This is a genomic window from Delftia lacustris, assembly GCF_040267515.1.
GTDB lineage: Bacteria > Pseudomonadota > Gammaproteobacteria > Burkholderiales > Burkholderiaceae_C > Comamonas > Comamonas tsuruhatensis.
This window is the reverse complement of the sequence record NZ_CP141274.1, coordinates 5,431,005-5,447,642: the sequence shown is the minus strand read 5'-3', so window position 1 is coordinate 5,447,642 and position 16,638 is coordinate 5,431,005. Positions and strand designations below refer to the sequence as shown.

The following is a 16,638-nucleotide window of genomic DNA, read 5'->3' as shown; positions in this document are numbered from 1 at the left end:
ATGTCGCCTATGTCACAAAAGCCTTCTTATCCGCGCGAGGAGCCCAGCTGGGACGGTTCGGCGCGGCCCGAAGCTCCCCGCAAGGAATCGGCCCCGCGCTACGAGCAGCAGCGGCGCGGGCCCGCGCCCGAACCGTGGCAGCGCGAGGAGCCTCCCAGCGAACAGGCACCTGCGCCCCGCAGGCCCGGCGAGCCTGCACGCGAGCGGCGCAGGCGCGGCGGATGGGGGCTGGGCCTGGCGGTCGTCGTCGGCCTGTGCATCGTCGCCGCGCTGCTGGCCGGCATGGTGCTGGTGGCGCGCGAGCAGGTACTGCGCAGCCAGGCGCCGCCGGTCACTGCCCCCATGGCGGTGCAGCCCGTGCGCTGATACACGCCGTATCATTGCCGGGACTGCGGACGCTGCGGCCCCGCAGGTTCCGACGTAATATCGCCGCCCGATGCTGCAGGCCGCAGCACAGATCCAGGAGCGAACACCATGAGATGGGAAGGCAACCGCGAGTCGGACAATGTGGAGGACCGCCGTGATGACGGTGGTGGTGGCGGTGGGGGTCCCGTCTTTGGCGGGCGCAGCATCGGCATCGGCACCATCGTCATCGCCCTGGTCGGTGGCTGGGTGCTGGGCATCAATCCGCTGACCATCCTGGGGGCGCTCAGCGGCGGCGCGCCGGTGCAGGTGCAGCAGCCCCAGGGGCCGGCCCACAAGCCGCCGGCCGACGACCAGCTCGCCCGCTTCGTCTCCACCGTGCTGGCCGATACCGAGGATGTGTGGCGCGAGGTGTTCCGCCAGGGCGGCGCCCAATATGCCGATCCCAAGCTCGTGCTCTTCCGCGGCGCCACGCCCACGGCCTGCGGCACGGGGCAGTCCGCCATGGGGCCGTTCTACTGCCCTGCCGACCAGAAGGTCTATATCGACCTGGGCTTCTACGAGACGCTCAAGAACCAGCTCGGCGCCCCCGGCGATTTCGCACAGGCCTATGTGATTGCCCACGAGGTGGGCCACCACGTGCAGAACCTGCTGGGCATCAGCGCCCAGGTGGACCGTGCGCGGGGCCGCGTCAGCAAGGTCGAATACAACCATCTGTCGGTCAAGCTGGAGCTGCAGGCCGATTGCCTGGCCGGCGTCTGGGCGAACCGCGCGCAAAGCGCACGCCAGATCCTGGAGCAGGGCGATGTGGAGTCGGCCATGAATGCCGCTTCCAAGATCGGCGACGACGCCCTGCAGCGCGCCGGTGGCGGCGCCGTCGTGCCCGACAGCTTCACGCATGGCACCAGTGCCCAGCGCCAGCGCTGGTTCAGCACCGGTCTGCGCACCGGCAGCGTCAAGTCCTGCGACACTTTCTCGGCCGCTTCGCTTTGAAAAATGCCCCCCGAGGGGCGCTTTCCCATCTCGAGGCGGCGGCCCGGCGATGAAAAAATGCCCGCATAGCGGGCCCTCGTACCGGGTTTTTGCGGGTTGCGCTCACGCAACGCCATGCTTGTCCAGGTGCCAATTGGCGTTATTGCAACGCACAAATCGCGCTAGGTGCGACAATAGCGTCCTCAATGACAAGCTCTTTCTCCAATCTCCAACTGGCCGAGTCCCTGGCGCGCGCCGTGGCCGACATGGGCTACGAGTCCATGACGCCCATCCAGGCGCAGGCCATTCCGGTTGTTCTGACCGGCAAGGATGTCATGGGCGCAGCCCAGACCGGCACGGGCAAGACGGCAGCGTTCTCGCTGCCGTTGCTGCAGCGGCTGATGCGCCACGAAAATGCCTCCGCTTCGCCTGCACGGCACCCCGTGCGGGCGTTGGTGCTTTTGCCCACGCGCGAACTGGCGGACCAGGTGGCTCAGCAGATCGCCCAGTACGCCAAGTACACCAAGCTGCGCAGCACCGTGGTGTTCGGCGGCATGGACATGAAACCGCAGACGCTGGAACTGAAAAAGGGCGTCGAGGTGCTGGTGGCCACGCCGGGCCGGCTGCTTGACCATATCGAAGCCAAGAACGTGGTGCTCAACCAGGTCGAGTACGTGGTGCTCGACGAGGCGGACCGCATGCTGGACATCGGCTTCCTGCCCGACCTGCAGCGCATCCTGTCCCATCTGCCCAAGACACGCACCACCTTGCTGTTCAGCGCCACCTTCTCGCCCGAGATCAAGCGCCTGGCCGGCAGCTACCTGCAAGACCCCGTCACCATCGAAGTGGCCCGTCCCAACGAGACGGCGTCCACGGTGGAGCAGCGCTTCTACAGCGTCAGCGACGACGACAAGCGCTATGCGCTGCGTTCGCTGCTCAAGCAGCGCGAGATCCGCCAGGCCTTCGTCTTTTCCAACAGCAAGCTGGGCTGCGCCCGCCTGACGCGTGCCCTGGAGCGTGATGGCCTGCGTGCAACGGCGCTGCACGGCGACAAGAGCCAGGACGAGCGCCTGAAGGCGCTTGAAGCCTTCAAGCGCGGCGAGGTCGATCTGCTGGTGTGTACCGATGTCGCGGCCCGTGGCCTGGACATCAAGGACGTGCCGGCCGTCTTCAACTACGACGTGCCCTTCAACGCCGAAGACTATGTGCACCGCATCGGCCGCACGGGCCGTGCAGGCGCCTCCGGCATTGCCGTGACCCTGGTGACCAGCCACGATGCGCGCCTGGTGGGCGAGATCGAGAAGCTCATCAAGAAGAAGATCAACGTCGAAACCTGCCCCATGGAAGATTTCCGCGGCAGCGCACCGCGTGGTCACCGTTTCGACGAGCTGCCGCGCCAAGGCGCTGGCGGCGGGTACGGTCGTGAACGGGATCGCGGTGGCGAGCGTGGCGATCGCGGTGCCGATGCAGCACGGGGCAGCACGGGCTTCGGCCATCGCGGCTCGCGCATGGCCCAGCGCCCGGCGCATTCCGACCCCTTCTTCGACAAGCCCTATGAGCCTTCGGCCAGCGCCGACGCCAACTGGGAAAGCCAGCGCGCTGCGCCCAAGGCCGGCGGCAACATCAAGCCCAAGCGCAAGCTGGCGGCGCTGTTCAAGGCACCGGTCGCGCCCGCCGCGCCCGTCGCCACCTCCGAGGTCTGAGCGCCGCACACGCGGCCTGCTTCCCGAATAACGCCTGCCTTGCAGGCGTTTTTTCATGGGTGCACGGGCTGCTCCCGATCAGCCTGGGGCCTGGGCCTGCGGGCAATCCACCTGGATCAGCTCCCTGTCCGCCAGATGGTCGCCGAAGCGCATCATGCTCAGGCAGCCACCCCAGACGCAGCCCGTGTCCAGCGCCACCAGATCGGGCCGGTTGATATGGCCCAGCGTGGACCAGTGGCCAAAGGCAATGGGCACGCCCGCCGTGGCGCGGCCCGGCACATCGAACCAGGGCATGAGTCCTGGCGCTGCCTGCTCTGCCGACTCCGTGCTGTCGAAATCCATGACCCCCTGAGCGCTGCAAAAACGCAGCCGTGTCAGCGCGTTGACGATGACACGCAGCCGTTCCCAGCCCTGCAGATCCGGCGACCAGCGATCGGGCTGGTTGCCGTACATGGCTTGCAGGAAATCCGGCAATTGCGCGCTGCGAAGTACCGTGTGCACCTCGCCTGCAAGGTCCATCACTTCCTGGGCGGTCCACTGCGGCAGCACGCCTGCGTGGACCATCAGCAGCTCATCGCCATGCACCGTGCGGTGGCTGCGCGCCAGCGGCTGCTGTCGCAGCCAGTCCAGCAGCTGGTCACGATCGGGCGCTTGCAGCACCTGGGCCAAGGTGTCGCGGCGGCTGTTGCGGCGCACGCCGTGGGCGGCGGCCAGCAGGTGCAGGTCATGGTTGCCCAGCAGGGCGCGCATGGAGTCGCCGGCGGCCATGCAGGTGCGCAGTACCTTGTCCGATGCCGGGCCGCGATTCACCAGGTCGCCGAGGATGTACAAGGTATCGCGGCTGGCGGAGAAATCCACGCGTTGCAGCAGGCGCTCAAAGGCGTCGTGGCATCCCTGGATATCACCGATACAGTAAAGTGCCATGGTCTTCTTTCTGATATACGAACCATGGATTTTCTGCTGATCGCGTTGCTTACGCTGCTCAATGGGGTGTTTGCAATGTCCGAATTGGCACTGGCCTCCAGCCGCAAGGCTCGGTTGGTGGCACTGGCTGAAACAGGCGACAAGGGGGCGGTGGCGGCACTGGCCTTGCTCGACAACCCCACGCAATTTCTTTCTTCGGTGCAGGTGGGCATCACCTCCATCGGCCTGCTCAACGGTATCCTGGGTGAGGCGGCCTTCAGCGACGGACTGGCCGCATGGCTGCTGGGCCTGGGCGTTCCAGAGCGCGCAGCCAGCATTTCGGCAACGGCAGTCGTCGTGACCGTGATCACCTTCGTCACCATCGTTTTCGGCGAGCTGGTGCCCAAGCGCATCGGCCAGCTCTATCCCGAAACCGTGGCCATCGTGGTCTCGCGGCCCATGACGTGGGTGGCGTCGGCAGCCAAGCCTTTTGTGCGGCTGCTGGCCTTCTCCACCCGCGCCATGCTGACCTTGCTGCGCATCAATGAATCGGCGGCACGCTCCGTGACCGAGGAGGAGATCGCGGCCAGCCTTGCCGAGGGCCGCGATGCCGGCGTCATCGAGGCCAGCGAACACCAGATGGTGCAGAACGTCTTCCATCTCGATGACCGCTCGCTGACGTCGATCATGGTGCCGCGCGGCGATGTGCAATGGCTGGATGCCGACATGACCGTCACCGAGGCATTGCAGGCCTCGGCCGATGACCACGCAAAGGGCGGCCATTCCTGGTATCCGGTGTGCCGCAATTCCCTTGATGACGTGGTCGGCATCATCAGCGTGGCGCGCCTGCTGGCATTGGGTCCCGATGCGGCGGGCTCCACGCTCTACGAGCATGTGCTGCCGGCCTCGTTCCTGCCCGAGACGCTCAGCGCCATGGAACTGCTGGAGCAATTGCGTGCCCGATCCGGGCGCATGGTGTTCGTGGTGGATGAATATGGCGTGGTGCAGGGCATCATGACGCCGCGCGATTTGCTGGAGGCGATTACCGGCGAGTTACAGCCTGTGACCGAAACGGAAGCATGGGCCATGCAGCGTGGGGATGGCTCCTGGTTATTGGACGGACTGATGCCCATATCGGAGCTGAAGGCGCGCCTCGATATTCGTGACCTGCCCGATGAGCACCGTGGCCGATACAACACCGTTGCCGGCCTTCTCATGGCGGAAAGCGGTCATTTGCCGGTTCTGGGAGAGCGGATCAGCTGCGCGGGCTGGATCTTCGAGGTGATTGATCTCGATGGCAAACGCATTGACAAGGTGCTTGCCATTTCGGAATTATCCGAAGGCCCCTCGCTGCAATAGGCAACTGCGATATTGTGGATTTTGCTTACATGCGTCTTGCCCTGTAGGGCGATTATGTTTTTATAATGAAAGCTCTTAAACAACTTTCAAGGCGCACACCATGAGCTCTTACAAGGAATTGCTGAAGCAGCGACAGGAACTGGAGCAACAGATCCAGGAAGCGCGCAAGCGTGAACTGTCTGACGCCGTGGGCAAGGTTCGCAATTTGATTGCCGAATATGGCCTGACTGCGGATGACGTCTTTCCTTCGGCTCGTGGTCGCGGCAATGCGGGTGCAACGGGCACCAAGGTGGCGCCCAAGTACCGTGATCCCGCCACTGGCCAGACCTGGACCGGACGCGGCAAGCCGCCGAAGTGGATTCAGAATCAGGACCGCGAAAAGTTCGTCATCTGATTTTTCCATCGCGCATGTTGAAAGAGCCCGCCTTGTGCGGGCTTTTTTCATTGGCACGGCCATTTGTCAAAAATTGACTCGGTTGAGAATGACTATCATGCGCTGTGCAAAGCGTGGGCCTGTGCACGGACATTGCGCGGCGGCGATGCCAGGGCCGATTTCTGGCGGTAACGCAAATGCACGGTGCCAGTGATGCACCTTGCGGCAGTTTGGAGCATGCGAGGTGGGTGTTTCCGGGTCTTGGCGTCTCAACGCATGGCGGATGCATGCGTGTTTCAGACAAATCCGATGATTTTTTGATTTTCTTCAGTGGTGGCCGACTTGAATATCCAGGCACCAGCCACCATGGGCGAAGGCAGGGGCACAATACGCGCATGAACAAGCAGGTGTTGATTGCCGGCGGCGGCATTGGTGGCCTGGCTGCCGCGATTGGTGCATCGCGGGCGGGCTGGGAAGTGCGTCTTTTCGAACAGGCTCGCGTGCTCAGCGAAGTGGGGGCTGGAATCCAGCTGGGGCCGAATGTGGTGCGCCGCCTGCAGGCCTGGGGCCTGCAAAAGCCGCTGCAGCAGGTGGTGGCGCTGCCGGACAGCCTGCGGGTGCGCAGCGCCGCCACAGGGCAGGAACTGGGGCACATGCCTCTGGGCAGCGAGGCCGTGCATCGCTACGGCGCTGCCTACGCCACCATCCACCGGGCCGATCTGCAGCAGCTGCTGAAGGAAGCCGCTCAGACTTATCCGGGCATGCACCTGAACCTGGGCCAGCCCATTGAAGGCTTTTCCGAAACGGACGGCGTGGTCACCGTGCGAACCCAGGCCGGCAAGCTGATCGAAGGCGATGCCCTGGTCGCCGCCGACGGCGTGCGCAGCGTCCTGCGCCAGCAGCTGCTGGGCGACGGCCCGCCTCGTGTCACCGGGCACCTGGCCTACCGCGCCCTGGTGCACCAGGCCCAGTTGCCCAAGCGGCTGCGGGCCACCGATGTCACGGCCTGGCTGGGCTCGCGCATGCATGCCATCCAGTACCCCGTGCGCCGGGGCGAGCTGCAGAACCTGGTGGTCATCGTCCAGGGCCCGGCGCCCGAGGACCTGGCGAACTGGGACCACGCGGGCAATCTCGATGATCTGGTGCGGGTGCTGCAGGGCAGCTGCCCGCATCTGCTGGACCTGATCCAGCATGTGCCTGCCGCTGGCGGTGACTGGCGGCTGTGGCCGGTGGGCGATCGCCCGCCCGTGCAATCGGCCGCGCAGATGGCGCGCGGCGTGGTGGCCTTGCTGGGCGATGCCGCCCACCCCATGCGACCCTATCTGGCCCAGGGCGCCGGCATGGCGATTGAAGATGCAGCGGAGCTGCAGCGCGCCCTGTCCATGCATGACCTGGATGTGAACATGCGCCTGCGCCGCTACGCGCTCAATCGCTGGCAGCGCAATGCGCGCGTGCAGGCGCGCTCGCAGCGCAATGGCCGCATCTTCCATGCCACGGGTCCGGTGCGCTGGGGGCGTGACCTGTCGCTGCGCCTGCTGGGCTCCCGGCTGATGGATCTGCCCTGGCTGTACCGTGGCGATGGCTCGGCCGCCAACGCCTTGTAGAGGCACAGACTCCGGCCGCTAGGCGGATGCCTGGCGCAGCAGCGGCGAGGAGGGCAGGAAACGGAACGCGGTCGACGCGCCCACCAGCGTGGCCGCAATCGAGATCATCACGGCCTTGTAGGGCTCCACGCCCCAGGCCTCGGCCCAGGCCGCCACCCAGCCCGTGAACCATTGCACCAGGGCCACACCCAGGAACATGGCCATGGTGAACAGCGACAGTGCGCGGCCGGTCATCTCTGGGGGGTAGGAAGCGCGCACATCGGCGTACTGCAGCACCGAATAGCCGGACAGCAGGCCCATGGCGAAGATCAGCGCCACATTGGTCCAGCCATGGTGCAAAAAGGCCATGAGCATGAACAGGCTGCCCATGAGCAGCGAGTAATTGGTGAGCCAGCGCCGGCGCCGTCCTGGGCCGGGATCCATGCGCCCGAAAATCGCGGGGCTGAACAGCGAGATCATCGATACGACCAGCGCCACATTGCCGCTTTCCACCAGCGAAAAGCCATAGCGATGGATGAGCAGCGGCCCCAGCCACAGGCCGCGCAGCGCCAGAAACGATGCATAGCAGGCCATGGCCAGCAGGACGATACCCAGGGTGTGCGGCAGCGTGAACAGCTCGGCCATGCGGCGTGCCGCCACGCCCCAGCTTTCCCGTGCGGCGGTCTGTGCTCCGCGGCGGGCGGGCTCGTGCACGCGCCACCAGATCAGCAGCCACGACAGGGCCGACATCACGGCCAGCAGCGCAAAGCCCGAGCGCCAGCCGAAATGCTGGACCAGCCAGGCCAGCGGCGTGCCTGTGAACAGCAGCCCCAAGCCGCCCACGCCCATGCCCACGCCCGACAGAAAGGCGAAGCGGTCCATGGGAAAGTGGCGCGAGATGAACATGGTGCAGGCCAGGAAGGCCGGCGAGCAGCCCACGCCGATCAGCAACTGGCCCACCATCAGCCAGCCGTAATTGGGTGCGGCGGCGGACAGTGCCGATCCCGCGATCGCCAGCGGAAACGACAGCAGCACCGTGCGGCGCAGGCCGTAGAGATCCATGCCGATGCCCATGAGCAACTGGGCCACGCCGAAGGACAGTCCGAACAGGCCCGCAAAGGCCCCCAGCGACTGGGCCGTAAGCCCGAAATCCTGCTGCAGGCCGGTCGCCATGACCGAGGTCGTGGTACGAAAGGCCTGGCTCAGCGCAAAGGCCGAGAGCAGGGCCAGCAGCATGGCCCACAGCAGCTGGCTGCGTGGCGGCGGTGCTGCGGTGGAGGTCTGCGAAGCCTCTGTGTGTGTGTTGTTGTGTGGGGGCTGTTGCGGCGCTGCGGACACGGTATTTCTCCTGGCGCCGCAGCTTACCCGTTTGCGCGCATGCGCGCTGTCGCCACCGCAGCGGTCTGCCGTCGGTGGCGCCCGCCAGTTCTTACAGCTCGGTGCGCAGCGCCCAGATTTCGGGGAACAGCACCACGTCCAGCATCTTGCGCAGGTAGCTGACGCCGCCGGTGCCGCCCGTGCCGCGCTTGAAGCCGATGACGCGCTCCACCGTGGTCAGATGGCGGAAGCGCCAAAGTCGGAAGGCGTCCTCGATGTCGGCCAGCTTTTCGCCGAGCTGGTACAGGTCCCAGTGCTGGTGGGGATCGCGGTAGACCGTGATCCAGGCCTGCTTGACGCCTTCGCTGGCCTCGTAGGGCTGGGTCCAGTCTCGCTCCAGCCGGTCGGCGGGCACCTCGATGCCCTCGCGCGCCAGCAGTTGCAGGGACACGTCGTAGAGCGAGGGCGAGCGCCATGCCGCCTCCACCTGGGCCAGCAGATCGGGCCGGTGGGCATGGGGCTGGAGCATGGCGGCATTCTTGTTGCCCAGGGAGAACTCGATGCAGCGGTACTGGTAGCTCTGGAAGCCGCTGGAGTTGGCCAGGTAGGGACGCATGGCCGTGTACTCGGGCGGCGTCATGGTGGACAGCACGGTCCAGGCGCTGACCAGTTGCTCCATGATGCGGCTGACGCGGGCCAGCATCTTGAAGGCGTCGGCGCGCGTGCCGCCTGCGATGGCGGCCGTGGCGGCGCGGACCTCGTGCAGCATCAGCTTCATCCACAGCTCGCTGGTCTGGTGCTGGATGATGAACAGCATCTCGTCATGCGCGGGCGACAGCGGGTGCTGTGCCGTGAGGATCTGGTCCAGGTGCAGGTAGTCGCCATAGCTCATGGACTGGCTGAAGTCCAGCTGGGCGCGCTCCTCTTTGACGATGGATTCGGTGCGGCCGGGGCTGTTCATGGGACAGCCGGAGTGTTCGGTGGTCATGTGGGAGTCTCGCAAGTCTCGATGCGGAAAATGCAGGGCGCAGCGTAACCGAATCCCGCGCAGCAATCCTGCGGCTTGCAAGAAGCGGGATGCGCGCCCGCGCCGGGCTGCGTAGAGTAAGGCATCCGATGATCCTGAAAGACATGCCGTGTCCCACCAAGCCATGAATCAAGCCAGCGATGCCCCTGCCAACCCCGCTGCCCTGGTGGCCCGATGCTGCCGCTGGCTGGAGACCGAGGAGCCGCCCCCCGCCCTGGGCGCGCTGGCAGAACGCTCGGGGCTGAGCCCCTGGCAGCTGCACCGATTGTTCAAGCAGGCCACGGGCCTCACGCCCAAGGCCTATGCCAAGGCGCACCGCGCGCGTGCGCTGCGCCAGGCGCTGCAGCCAGGCAAGAGCGACTCGGTCACCGATGCCGCCTACCTCAGCGGCTATGCGGCCAGCAGCAGTTTCTACCGCGATGCAGGCGCCATGCTGGGCATGGCGCCCGGTGACTACCGGCGCGGCGGCATGCGCCAGACCATCCGCTTTGCGGTGGCCGAATGCACGCTGGGCAGCATCCTGGTGGCCAGCACCGATCGCGGCGTGTGCTGCGTGCTGCTGGGCGACGATGCCGAGGCCCTGGTCCAGGACCTGCAGCAGCGCTTTCCGCTGGCCGAACTGGTGGGCGGCGATGCCGGATTCGAGCACACCGTGGCCCAGGTCGTGGCCCTGGTCGAGCAGCCGCGCCGGGGCCTGGCACTGCCGCTGGATGTGCAGGGCACGGCCTTCCAGCAGCGCGTATGGCAGGCGCTGTGCGCCATTCCCGCCGGCCAGACCCTGAGCTATTCGGAACTGGCCCTGCGCCTGGGCATGCCCACGGGTGCCCGGGCCGTGGCCAGCGCCGTCGCGGCCAACCCCATTGCCGTGGCCGTGCCCTGCCACCGCGTGGTGCGCAACGACGGCAGCATCTCCGGCTACCGCTGGGGCGTGGAGCGCAAGCGCGCCCTGCTGCTGCGCGAGGCGCGCCAGGCGCAGGAGGCGGCTGGCAAGGACGCTGGGCACGCACCGCTGCGCCAGGCAGGAAGCGCATGAGCGGGCAAGGACAAGGGCCAGGGCAAGGGCGTGGCACCGGCCAGACCTATCAGACGCAGCAGCAACTGACGCTGCCGGCCGGCTACCGCATGACCGAGTTCTGGGGCTTTCACCGGCGCGATGCCCAGCGCCTTTCCGAATGCGATCTGCAGGATGGCGGCACCATCCGCATGCACAAGGGCCTGATGTGGAAAGGCCTTCCCACGCTGCTCACCCTGGAGCTGACGCCGCAGTGCGAAGAGGCGGCCGTGGTGCAGGCCCGATGGCGCCTGCCCGCCGGTGCAGGCGCAATCACCGGCATGGACGATGTGCTGGCCGCCATGCTGCGGCGCATGTTCGGACTGTCCCAGGATGTGGGGGAGTTCGAGCGCCGCTTTGGCCGCCATGAGCGGCTGGGACCGCTGCTGGCGCGCCAGCCTGGCCTGCATGTGCCCGCGGCCTGCACGCCCTGGGAGGCGCTGAGCTGGGCCGTCACCGGGCAGCAGATCAGCGTGGCGGCAGCCGTGTCGCTGCGCCGCCGCCTGATCGCTGCAGCCGGCCAGCCGGTGGCGCTGCACGATGGCCATGCCGACGCGCCGCAGCAGCTGTGGTGCATGCCGGAGGCCGCGCAGGTGGCGCAGCTGAGCGAGGACGACCTGCGCGCGGCCGGCTTTTCCCGGAGCAAGACCCATACGCTGCGCCTGCTGGCGCAGGCCGTGCAGTCGGGTGAATTGCCGCTGGACGACTGGGCCGCCATGCCCGAGCTGCCCGCCAGCGAGATCAGCCGGCGGCTGCTGGCCCTCAAGGGCGTCGGTCCGTGGACGGTGAACTACATGCTGCTGCGCGGCTATGGCCACCTGGACGGCCCGCTGCACGGCGATGTGGCCGTGCGCCGCGCCCTGGCGCGGCTGCTGGAGACGGAATCCGTGGACGCCGCGCAGACCGAGTTGTGGCTGCGGGACTTCGCGCCCTGGCGCGCCCTGGTCGCGGCCCATCTCTGGGCCTCGCTGTCGTCCACGGCGTTCTGAAGGGCTGGCTCCAGGCTTCAGGTCACCGCATTGACGCGGTTGAACTCCGGCTTGCGCCATTCGCCCGATTCCAGCACCTGGCGCAGGTGCTCCACGGCATGCCAGACATCTTCGAATCCCACGTACAGCGGCGTGAAGCCGAAGCGCAGGATGTCCTTGTGCAGGCCCGTGCCGTCGCCCTTGCGGAAGTCGCCGATCACGCCGCGCGCGATCAGCGCCTGCACGATGGCATAGGCGCCGCTGTCCTTGCCGTCCACGCCCAGCCCTTCCTCGCGCGTGAGGCAGACCTGGGAGCCGCGCCGGCCGTGCTCGCGCGGCGTGGCCAGGCCCAGGCCGTGGCCCTGGCAGCGTTCCTCGACCAGGGCGATGAACAGGTCGGTCAGCGCCAGCGACTTGTTGCGCAGCGCGTCCATGCCGCCCAGCGGCTCCACGGCAGTGAACACGTCCAGGCCGCACTGCAGCACGCTCAGGCTGACCATGGGCTGGGTGCCGCACAGGTAGCGCTGTATGCCCTGGGCCGGGTGGTAGTCCGGCACAAACTTGAAAGGCTCGGCATGGCCGAACCAGCCCGACAGCGGCTGCCAGAAGCGGTTGATCAGGCGCGGATGGGCCCAGACAAAGGCCGGCGCACCGGGGCCGCCGTTGAGGTACTTGTAGCTGCAGCCGATGGCGAAGTCGGCATTCGCGCCCTTGAGATCGACAGGCACGGCGCCCGCGCTGTGGCACAGGTCCCAGACGCAGAGAATGCCCTTGCCCTGCGCGGCAGCCGTCACGGCAGCCATGTCGTGCATGGCACCCGTGCGGTAGTTCACATGGGTGAGCATGCAGATGGCGACCTCGTCGGTCAGCGCATCGGCAATCTCCTCGGGTTCGAGCAGCACCAGCTCCAGGCCGTATTCCTGGCAGACCGACTGGGCGATGTAGAGGTCGGTGGGGAAGTTGCTGCGCTCGCTGATCAGGCGCTTGCGCTGCGGAGCGTCCTCGCGCGCGATGCGGGCCGCAGCCGTCAGCACCTTGTAGAGGTTGATGGAGGCCGTGTCGGTGAACACCAGCTCGCCCGCGCCCACGCCCAGCCAGGGGGCGAACTGGTCGCCCAGGCGCTGGGGCAGGCTGATCCATCCGGCATCGTTCCACGAGCGGATCAGGCCCTGGGCCCATTCCTGCTGCACCACCTCGGCCACGCGCGCGGCGGCGGCGCGGGGGCTGGCGCCCAGCGAATTGCCGTCAAGGTAGATCACGCCTTCGGGCAGCGTGAATTGGTCGCGCAGGGCGCGCAGCGGGTCTTGCGCATCGAGGGTGAGGCAGTCTTGCAGGCTCGTCACGGGGTCTCCTTGGGTATGGAAAAGGCGAAAGGCGAAAGGTGCGGCCCGGGAATCAGGCCAGGGCACGCAGCACGGCGCGCACGGGCGAGGCATCGGCCTCGACCAGCTTGAGCGGCAGGGCGATGAGCTCGTAGTCGCCCTCGGCCACCTCGTCCAGCACCAGGTTCTCCAGCACGCGCAGGCCGCGCCGGCGGATCACCTGGTGGCTGTCCAGGCTCTTGCTGCTGGCCGGGTCGATGCTGGCCGTGTCTATGCCGATGAGCTTCACCCCCAGGTCGGCCAGCCGCTCCACCGTGGCCGGTGCATAGGCTGCCAGTTCCTGGTCCCAGGTGGCGGGGGCGCGCTCGTAGGTGCGCACCAGCACGCGTGCCGGAAGATGCTCCACGGCGTGGGCGATGTGCTTCCATTCGACCAGCGGTCCCTTGCCGATGGCGTGGATCACGCGGCAGGGGCCGAGGAAGGCGTCCAGGTCCACATGGCCGATGCTGGCGCCGTCCGCGTCATAGTGCAGCGGTGCATCGGCATGCGCTCCCACATGGGGCGACAGCGTGATGGCGCTGACATTGACCGGGCAGCCCGGCCCGATGGTGGCGCACCATTGCTGGCTGTAGGCCGTGTCGCCGGGAAAGACGGGGCTGGCGGCCTGCACGGCCGGGGAGATGTCCCAGAGTCTGCGGGTCATGGTTTCACTCCTTCGGGGCGGTTCGGGCGGCCTGTGCGCGCGGCCGGTACCACAGCGCATACACCAGGGCCAGCAGGCCCAGGAAGGGCAGGCCCGTGAGCAGCGTCATGTGGAAGACCTCGGTGAAATAGGTGGTGACGATCACGCCCAGCATCAGCGCGGCGCCGGCCAGCGTGAACAGCGGATAGCCCCACATGCGGAACTGCAGGCGCTGGCCTGGATGCTCGCGCGACCAGCGCGCGCGGAAAAACAGATGGGTCACGAAGATCATGAACCAGGTGAACATGGCGCCGAACATGGACACGGACATCATCCACAGCAGCGAGCCTTCGGGCTTCCACAGGTTCACGGCCACGGCCACGGCAATGCCCAGGCAGGAGATGGCAATCGCCGCCACGGGCACGCCGCGGCTGTTCAGCCGCCCGAACACCGAGGGCGCATAGCCGCCGCGCGACAGGCTGAACATCATGCGCGAGGTCACATACAGCTGGCTGTTCATGGCCGACAGCGCGGCCACCAGCACCACGAAGTTGATGATGCTGGCAGCGCCCGGGATGCCGATGATCTCCATCACCTTCACGAAGGGGCTCTTGTCCGTGCCGGCCTGCTGCCAGGGCACGATGGCCAGCATCAGCGCCAGCGTCAGCAGGTAGAAGATCACCAGGCGCGCCATGGTGGTGCGAAAGGCCCGGGTGATGGCGCGCTTGGGGTCCTCGGCCTCGCCAGCCGCCACGGCCACGGCCTCCAGGCTCAGGTAGCTGAAGATGGCGATGATCACGGCCACCCAGGTGCCCCACAGGCCCTTGGGGAAGAAGCCGCCATCGGCCGTGTAGTTGAAAAAGCCGATGCCCTGGGGCTGCGAGCCGAACACCACCCAGGCGCCGATCAGGATGAAGGCCACGATGGCGATGATCTTGACCATGGAAAAGCCGTACTCCACCTGGCCGAAGGCCTTGACGCTGCTGGCGTTGACGGCCACCAGCGCGCCCGAGAACACCACCACCCAGATCCAGCGCGGCACGTCGGGGAACCAGTAGCCCATGTAGATGCCTATGGCCGTCACCTCCATGCCCACGGCCAGCACCACGGCGGCCCAGTAGGCATAGCGGACCATGAAGCCGGCCATCGGGCTGATGTAGTGCTCGGCATAGGCGCCGAACGAGCCCGAGGTCGGATGGGCCACCGTCATCTCGGCCAGGCAGCCCATGAGCAGCAGCGAGATCAGCGCGCCGATGGCGTAGCTGACCAGCACGCTGGGGCCGGCGAATCCGATGGCGAAGGCGCTGCCCATGAAAAGGCCGGTGCCGATGGCGCCTCCGATGGCGATCATCACCATCTGGGCGGCGGACAGCTGCTGGCGCAGGCCGGTTTCTCGTTGCTGAATGTCTTGGAAGGCGGCCATGGTGCGCGGCGGTTGGGGGCTGAAAGCGGAAGGCGTAAGTATCTGCGCTTTCACCGCCGGCCCCGGGCTGGCCGCTGCAAAACCATGGGAGGGTCCGGCTCAGGCTCCGCGTGCGTAGCAGCCCGGCGTCAGCGCATGGTGGGCCTTGAAGGCGCGCTGCAGGTGGGCCTGGTCGGCAAAGCCCATGGCATAGGCCGCATCGGACAGCGCCGCCCCCGTGGCCAGCAGGCGGCGCGCGCCGTTGATGCGCAGGTTCAGGCGGTAGCTGCCGGGCGTCATGCCCGTGGCCGCCTTGAAGCGGCGGATGAAGCGCGTGGCGCTCATGCCGCATTCCTGGGCCAGGGACTGCACGGTCAGGCCTGCATCGGGTCCTGCATGCAGGCGCTGCAGCGCGGGGGCCAGGGCCGCCGCATCGCCGGGCAGGGGCAAGGCTGCGGGCTGGGCACAGCGGTCCAGCAGGTGCTCCAGGCCCAGGGCCAGGCGGTCGGCGGCGGCCGCGCCATCGACGGGGCGGCACAGGCCATCCACCAGGCGGGCGATGTCCGCATCCGTGAGCGTGCGCCGGGGAAAGCGCAGCGCGGCCACGCCCAGCCGCGCGTGCAGCCAGTCGGCATCGACAAACAGCATGCGGTAGGACCATGGCGCGCCGGGGTCGGGATTGCAGGCATGCCAGGCGCCGGGCTCGATCAGCACCACGCCGCCCGCCTCCACGGGCTGCGGGCCGTGGGCATGGTGGAACACGGTGCGGCCCGCGTCCACGATGCCGATCGAGTACTCGGCATGCATGTGCAGCCGAAAGCAATGCGGCGAGCGCGCGCTGTCGCGCAGCTCGGCCCAGGGAGCGGCCGGATGGCGGTGGAATCGGTGGGGAGAGGCTGAAGTCATGGCGGCCAGCCATCATGCCAGCATGGCCGCCACGCTGGCGACCAGCAGCAGGGCCAGCAGGCGGTGGAACAGGCGCTGGCGGCGTTCGGTGCGCAGCCAGCCCGAAAGCAGCTGGCCCAGCAGCGCCCAGCTGCCGACCCCCACCAGGCAGGCCAGCAGCGAGATGGCGCAAAACTGCAGCAGCGCCCACGGCGCATTCGCGTGGGGCAGCACGAACAGGCCCACGCCGGCCAGCGCCACCAGCCAGGCCTTGGGGTTGAGCGTCTGCACGGCCGTGCCCTGCAACAGCGCTTGCAGCAAGGCCTGCAGCGTGCGCTGCGATCCGGCCTGCTGCTGCGCACCGGCCTGGCCCACAGGCGCATTGGCCAGCCGCCAGGCCAGCCACAGCAGATAGGCGGCGCACAGCCACTGTGCGGCCGTGGACAGCTGCGGCAGCGTCTGCAGCAGCCACTGTGCTCCCTGGCCCATGACCCAGACCACGGCCGCATAGCTGGCGCTGGCGCCCAGCACATAGGCGGCAGAGACCAGGCGCGAGCGGGCTGCGCCGTGGCGCAGGGCCAGCACATTGACGGGGCCGGGCGTGATGGCGCCCACGAGGGTGAAGACGCCCATGGCGAGCAGCGAGGAGGACATGAGATTTCGCGCGGACGCAGGACTGCACAAGGCACGCAGTCTCGTCCCGCACGCCGGCCCTGTATTGAACGCAA

General features: G+C 67.4%; 16 protein-coding genes. 8 read left to right on the top strand and 8 right to left on the bottom strand.

Translation table 11 applies throughout. The features are described 5' to 3' along the window. The first annotated feature begins 9 nt into the window (after positions 1-9). From U6958_RS26410 to U6958_RS26400, 3 genes are all read left to right on the top strand, one after another. Entirely contained in the window at positions 10-366 is a 357-nt protein-coding gene (locus U6958_RS26410; protein WP_227472599.1) for a hypothetical protein, read from the top strand. A gap of 108 nt (positions 367-474) precedes the next feature. Then, entirely contained in the window at positions 475-1,356 is an 882-nt protein-coding gene (locus tag U6958_RS26405) for a neutral zinc metallopeptidase (RefSeq protein WP_016449008.1), read from the top strand. Between the two features lie 185 nt (positions 1,357-1,541). Next, positions 1,542-3,038: a DEAD/DEAH box helicase gene (locus U6958_RS26400; protein ID WP_016449007.1), complete on the top strand. Its 1,497-nt coding sequence runs from the start codon at positions 1,542-1,544 to the stop codon at positions 3,036-3,038. A gap of 78 nt (positions 3,039-3,116) precedes the next feature. On the opposite strand, the gene U6958_RS26395 is transcribed toward U6958_RS26400, so the two are convergent. Beyond that, on the bottom strand, positions 3,117-3,962 hold the full coding sequence (locus tag U6958_RS26395) for a symmetrical bis(5'-nucleosyl)-tetraphosphatase (protein ID WP_016449006.1): 846 nt from the start codon (positions 3,960-3,962) through the stop codon (positions 3,117-3,119). A gap of 24 nt (positions 3,963-3,986) precedes the next feature. Between U6958_RS26395 and U6958_RS26390 the strand changes: the two genes are divergently transcribed. The 3 genes from U6958_RS26390 (at position 3,987) to U6958_RS26380 (ending at position 7,277) form a co-directional block, all read left to right on the top strand. Beyond that, complete coding sequence (locus U6958_RS26390) at positions 3,987-5,300, top strand: hemolysin family protein (RefSeq protein WP_074921610.1); 1,314 nt, start codon at positions 3,987-3,989, stop codon at positions 5,298-5,300. A gap of 100 nt (positions 5,301-5,400) precedes the next feature. Then, the gene (locus U6958_RS26385; protein WP_016449004.1) at positions 5,401-5,694 is read left to right on the top strand and encodes an H-NS histone family protein; all 294 of its coding nucleotides are present in this window, start codon (positions 5,401-5,403) and stop codon (positions 5,692-5,694) included. 374 nt (positions 5,695-6,068) lie between these two features. Continuing rightward, a complete protein-coding gene (locus U6958_RS26380) occupies positions 6,069-7,277 on the top strand; it encodes an FAD-dependent monooxygenase (protein WP_074921609.1) in 1,209 nt (402 codons plus the stop codon). Positions 7,278-7,295: 18 nt separating this feature from the next. Here the strand turns inward: U6958_RS26380 and U6958_RS26375 are convergent, their stop codons facing one another. Beyond that, a complete protein-coding gene (locus U6958_RS26375) occupies positions 7,296-8,594 on the bottom strand; it encodes a nitrate/nitrite transporter (protein WP_016449002.1) in 1,299 nt (432 codons plus the stop codon). A gap of 91 nt (positions 8,595-8,685) precedes the next feature. Next, positions 8,686-9,561 (bottom strand): tryptophan 2,3-dioxygenase, encoded by an 876-nt coding sequence (kynA, locus tag U6958_RS26370; protein WP_034365327.1) that lies wholly within the window; start codon positions 9,559-9,561, stop codon positions 8,686-8,688. Positions 9,562-9,724: 163 nt separating this feature from the next. On the opposite strand from kynA, the gene ada reads away from it, so the two are divergent. Both ada and U6958_RS26360 read left to right on the top strand, forming a co-directional pair. After that, the gene (gene ada / locus U6958_RS26365) at positions 9,725-10,633 is read left to right on the top strand and encodes a bifunctional DNA-binding transcriptional regulator/O6-methylguanine-DNA methyltransferase Ada (protein WP_074921608.1); all 909 of its coding nucleotides are present in this window, start codon (positions 9,725-9,727) and stop codon (positions 10,631-10,633) included. Next, a complete protein-coding gene (locus U6958_RS26360; protein ID WP_074921607.1) occupies positions 10,630-11,640 on the top strand; it encodes a DNA-3-methyladenine glycosylase in 1,011 nt (336 codons plus the stop codon). The genes ada and U6958_RS26360 overlap by 4 nt, the downstream gene beginning before the upstream one ends. Before the next feature lie 17 nt (positions 11,641-11,657). On the opposite strand, the gene kynU is transcribed toward U6958_RS26360, so the two are convergent. The 5 genes from kynU to U6958_RS26335 all read right to left on the bottom strand — a co-directional run bounded on the left by kynU (position 11,658) and on the right by U6958_RS26335 (position 16,564). After that, positions 11,658-12,962 carry a kynureninase gene (gene kynU / locus U6958_RS26355; RefSeq protein ID WP_016452599.1) on the bottom strand — a complete coding sequence of 435 codons (1,305 nt, stop codon included), beginning with the start codon at positions 12,960-12,962 and terminating at the stop codon, positions 11,658-11,660. Between the two features lie 52 nt (positions 12,963-13,014). After that, positions 13,015-13,644, bottom strand: a complete 630-nt coding sequence (gene kynB / locus U6958_RS26350; RefSeq protein ID WP_034365333.1) for an arylformamidase — start codon at positions 13,642-13,644, stop codon at positions 13,015-13,017. 4 nt (positions 13,645-13,648) lie between these two features. Next, a complete protein-coding gene (locus tag U6958_RS26345) occupies positions 13,649-15,046 on the bottom strand; it encodes an amino acid permease (RefSeq protein ID WP_016448996.1) in 1,398 nt (465 codons plus the stop codon). Between the two features lie 99 nt (positions 15,047-15,145). Beyond that, entirely contained in the window at positions 15,146-15,931 is a 786-nt protein-coding gene (locus U6958_RS26340) for an AraC family transcriptional regulator (protein WP_016448995.1), read from the bottom strand. Positions 15,932-15,943: 12 nt separating this feature from the next. Next, a complete protein-coding gene (locus tag U6958_RS26335) occupies positions 15,944-16,564 on the bottom strand; it encodes a LysE family translocator (RefSeq protein ID WP_012204091.1) in 621 nt (206 codons plus the stop codon). Positions 16,565-16,638: the final 74 nt, after the last annotated feature.

Bases quoted from the DNA above. Each gene is read 5' to 3' on its own strand.
- ada (WP_074921608.1), top strand. From the start codon at position 9,725: ATGAATCAAGCCAGCGATGCCCCTGCCAACCCCGCTGCCCTGGTGGCC.
- U6958_RS26385 (WP_016449004.1), top strand. From the start codon at position 5,401: ATGAGCTCTTACAAGGAATTGCTGAAGCAGCGACAGGAACTGGAGCAA.
- U6958_RS26405 (WP_016449008.1), top strand. From the start codon at position 475: ATGAGATGGGAAGGCAACCGCGAGTCGGACAATGTGGAGGACCGCCGT.
- U6958_RS26380 (WP_074921609.1), top strand. From the start codon at position 6,069: ATGAACAAGCAGGTGTTGATTGCCGGCGGCGGCATTGGTGGCCTGGCT.
- U6958_RS26340 (WP_016448995.1), bottom strand. From the start codon at position 15,931: ATGACTTCAGCCTCTCCCCACCGATTCCACCGCCATCCGGCCGCTCCC.
- kynA (WP_034365327.1), bottom strand. From the start codon at position 9,561: ATGACCACCGAACACTCCGGCTGTCCCATGAACAGCCCCGGCCGCACC.
- U6958_RS26345 (WP_016448996.1), bottom strand. From the start codon at position 15,046: ATGGCCGCCTTCCAAGACATTCAGCAACGAGAAACCGGCCTGCGCCAG.
- U6958_RS26395 (WP_016449006.1), bottom strand. From the start codon at position 3,962: ATGGCACTTTACTGTATCGGTGATATCCAGGGATGCCACGACGCCTTT.
- U6958_RS26335 (WP_012204091.1), bottom strand. From the start codon at position 16,564: ATGTCCTCCTCGCTGCTCGCCATGGGCGTCTTCACCCTCGTGGGCGCC.
- U6958_RS26400 (WP_016449007.1), top strand. From the start codon at position 1,542: ATGACAAGCTCTTTCTCCAATCTCCAACTGGCCGAGTCCCTGGCGCGC.
- U6958_RS26360 (WP_074921607.1), top strand. From the start codon at position 10,630: ATGAGCGGGCAAGGACAAGGGCCAGGGCAAGGGCGTGGCACCGGCCAG.
- U6958_RS26390 (WP_074921610.1), top strand. From the start codon at position 3,987: ATGGATTTTCTGCTGATCGCGTTGCTTACGCTGCTCAATGGGGTGTTT.
- U6958_RS26410 (WP_227472599.1), top strand. From the start codon at position 10: ATGTCACAAAAGCCTTCTTATCCGCGCGAGGAGCCCAGCTGGGACGGT.
- kynB (WP_034365333.1), bottom strand. From the start codon at position 13,644: ATGACCCGCAGACTCTGGGACATCTCCCCGGCCGTGCAGGCCGCCAGC.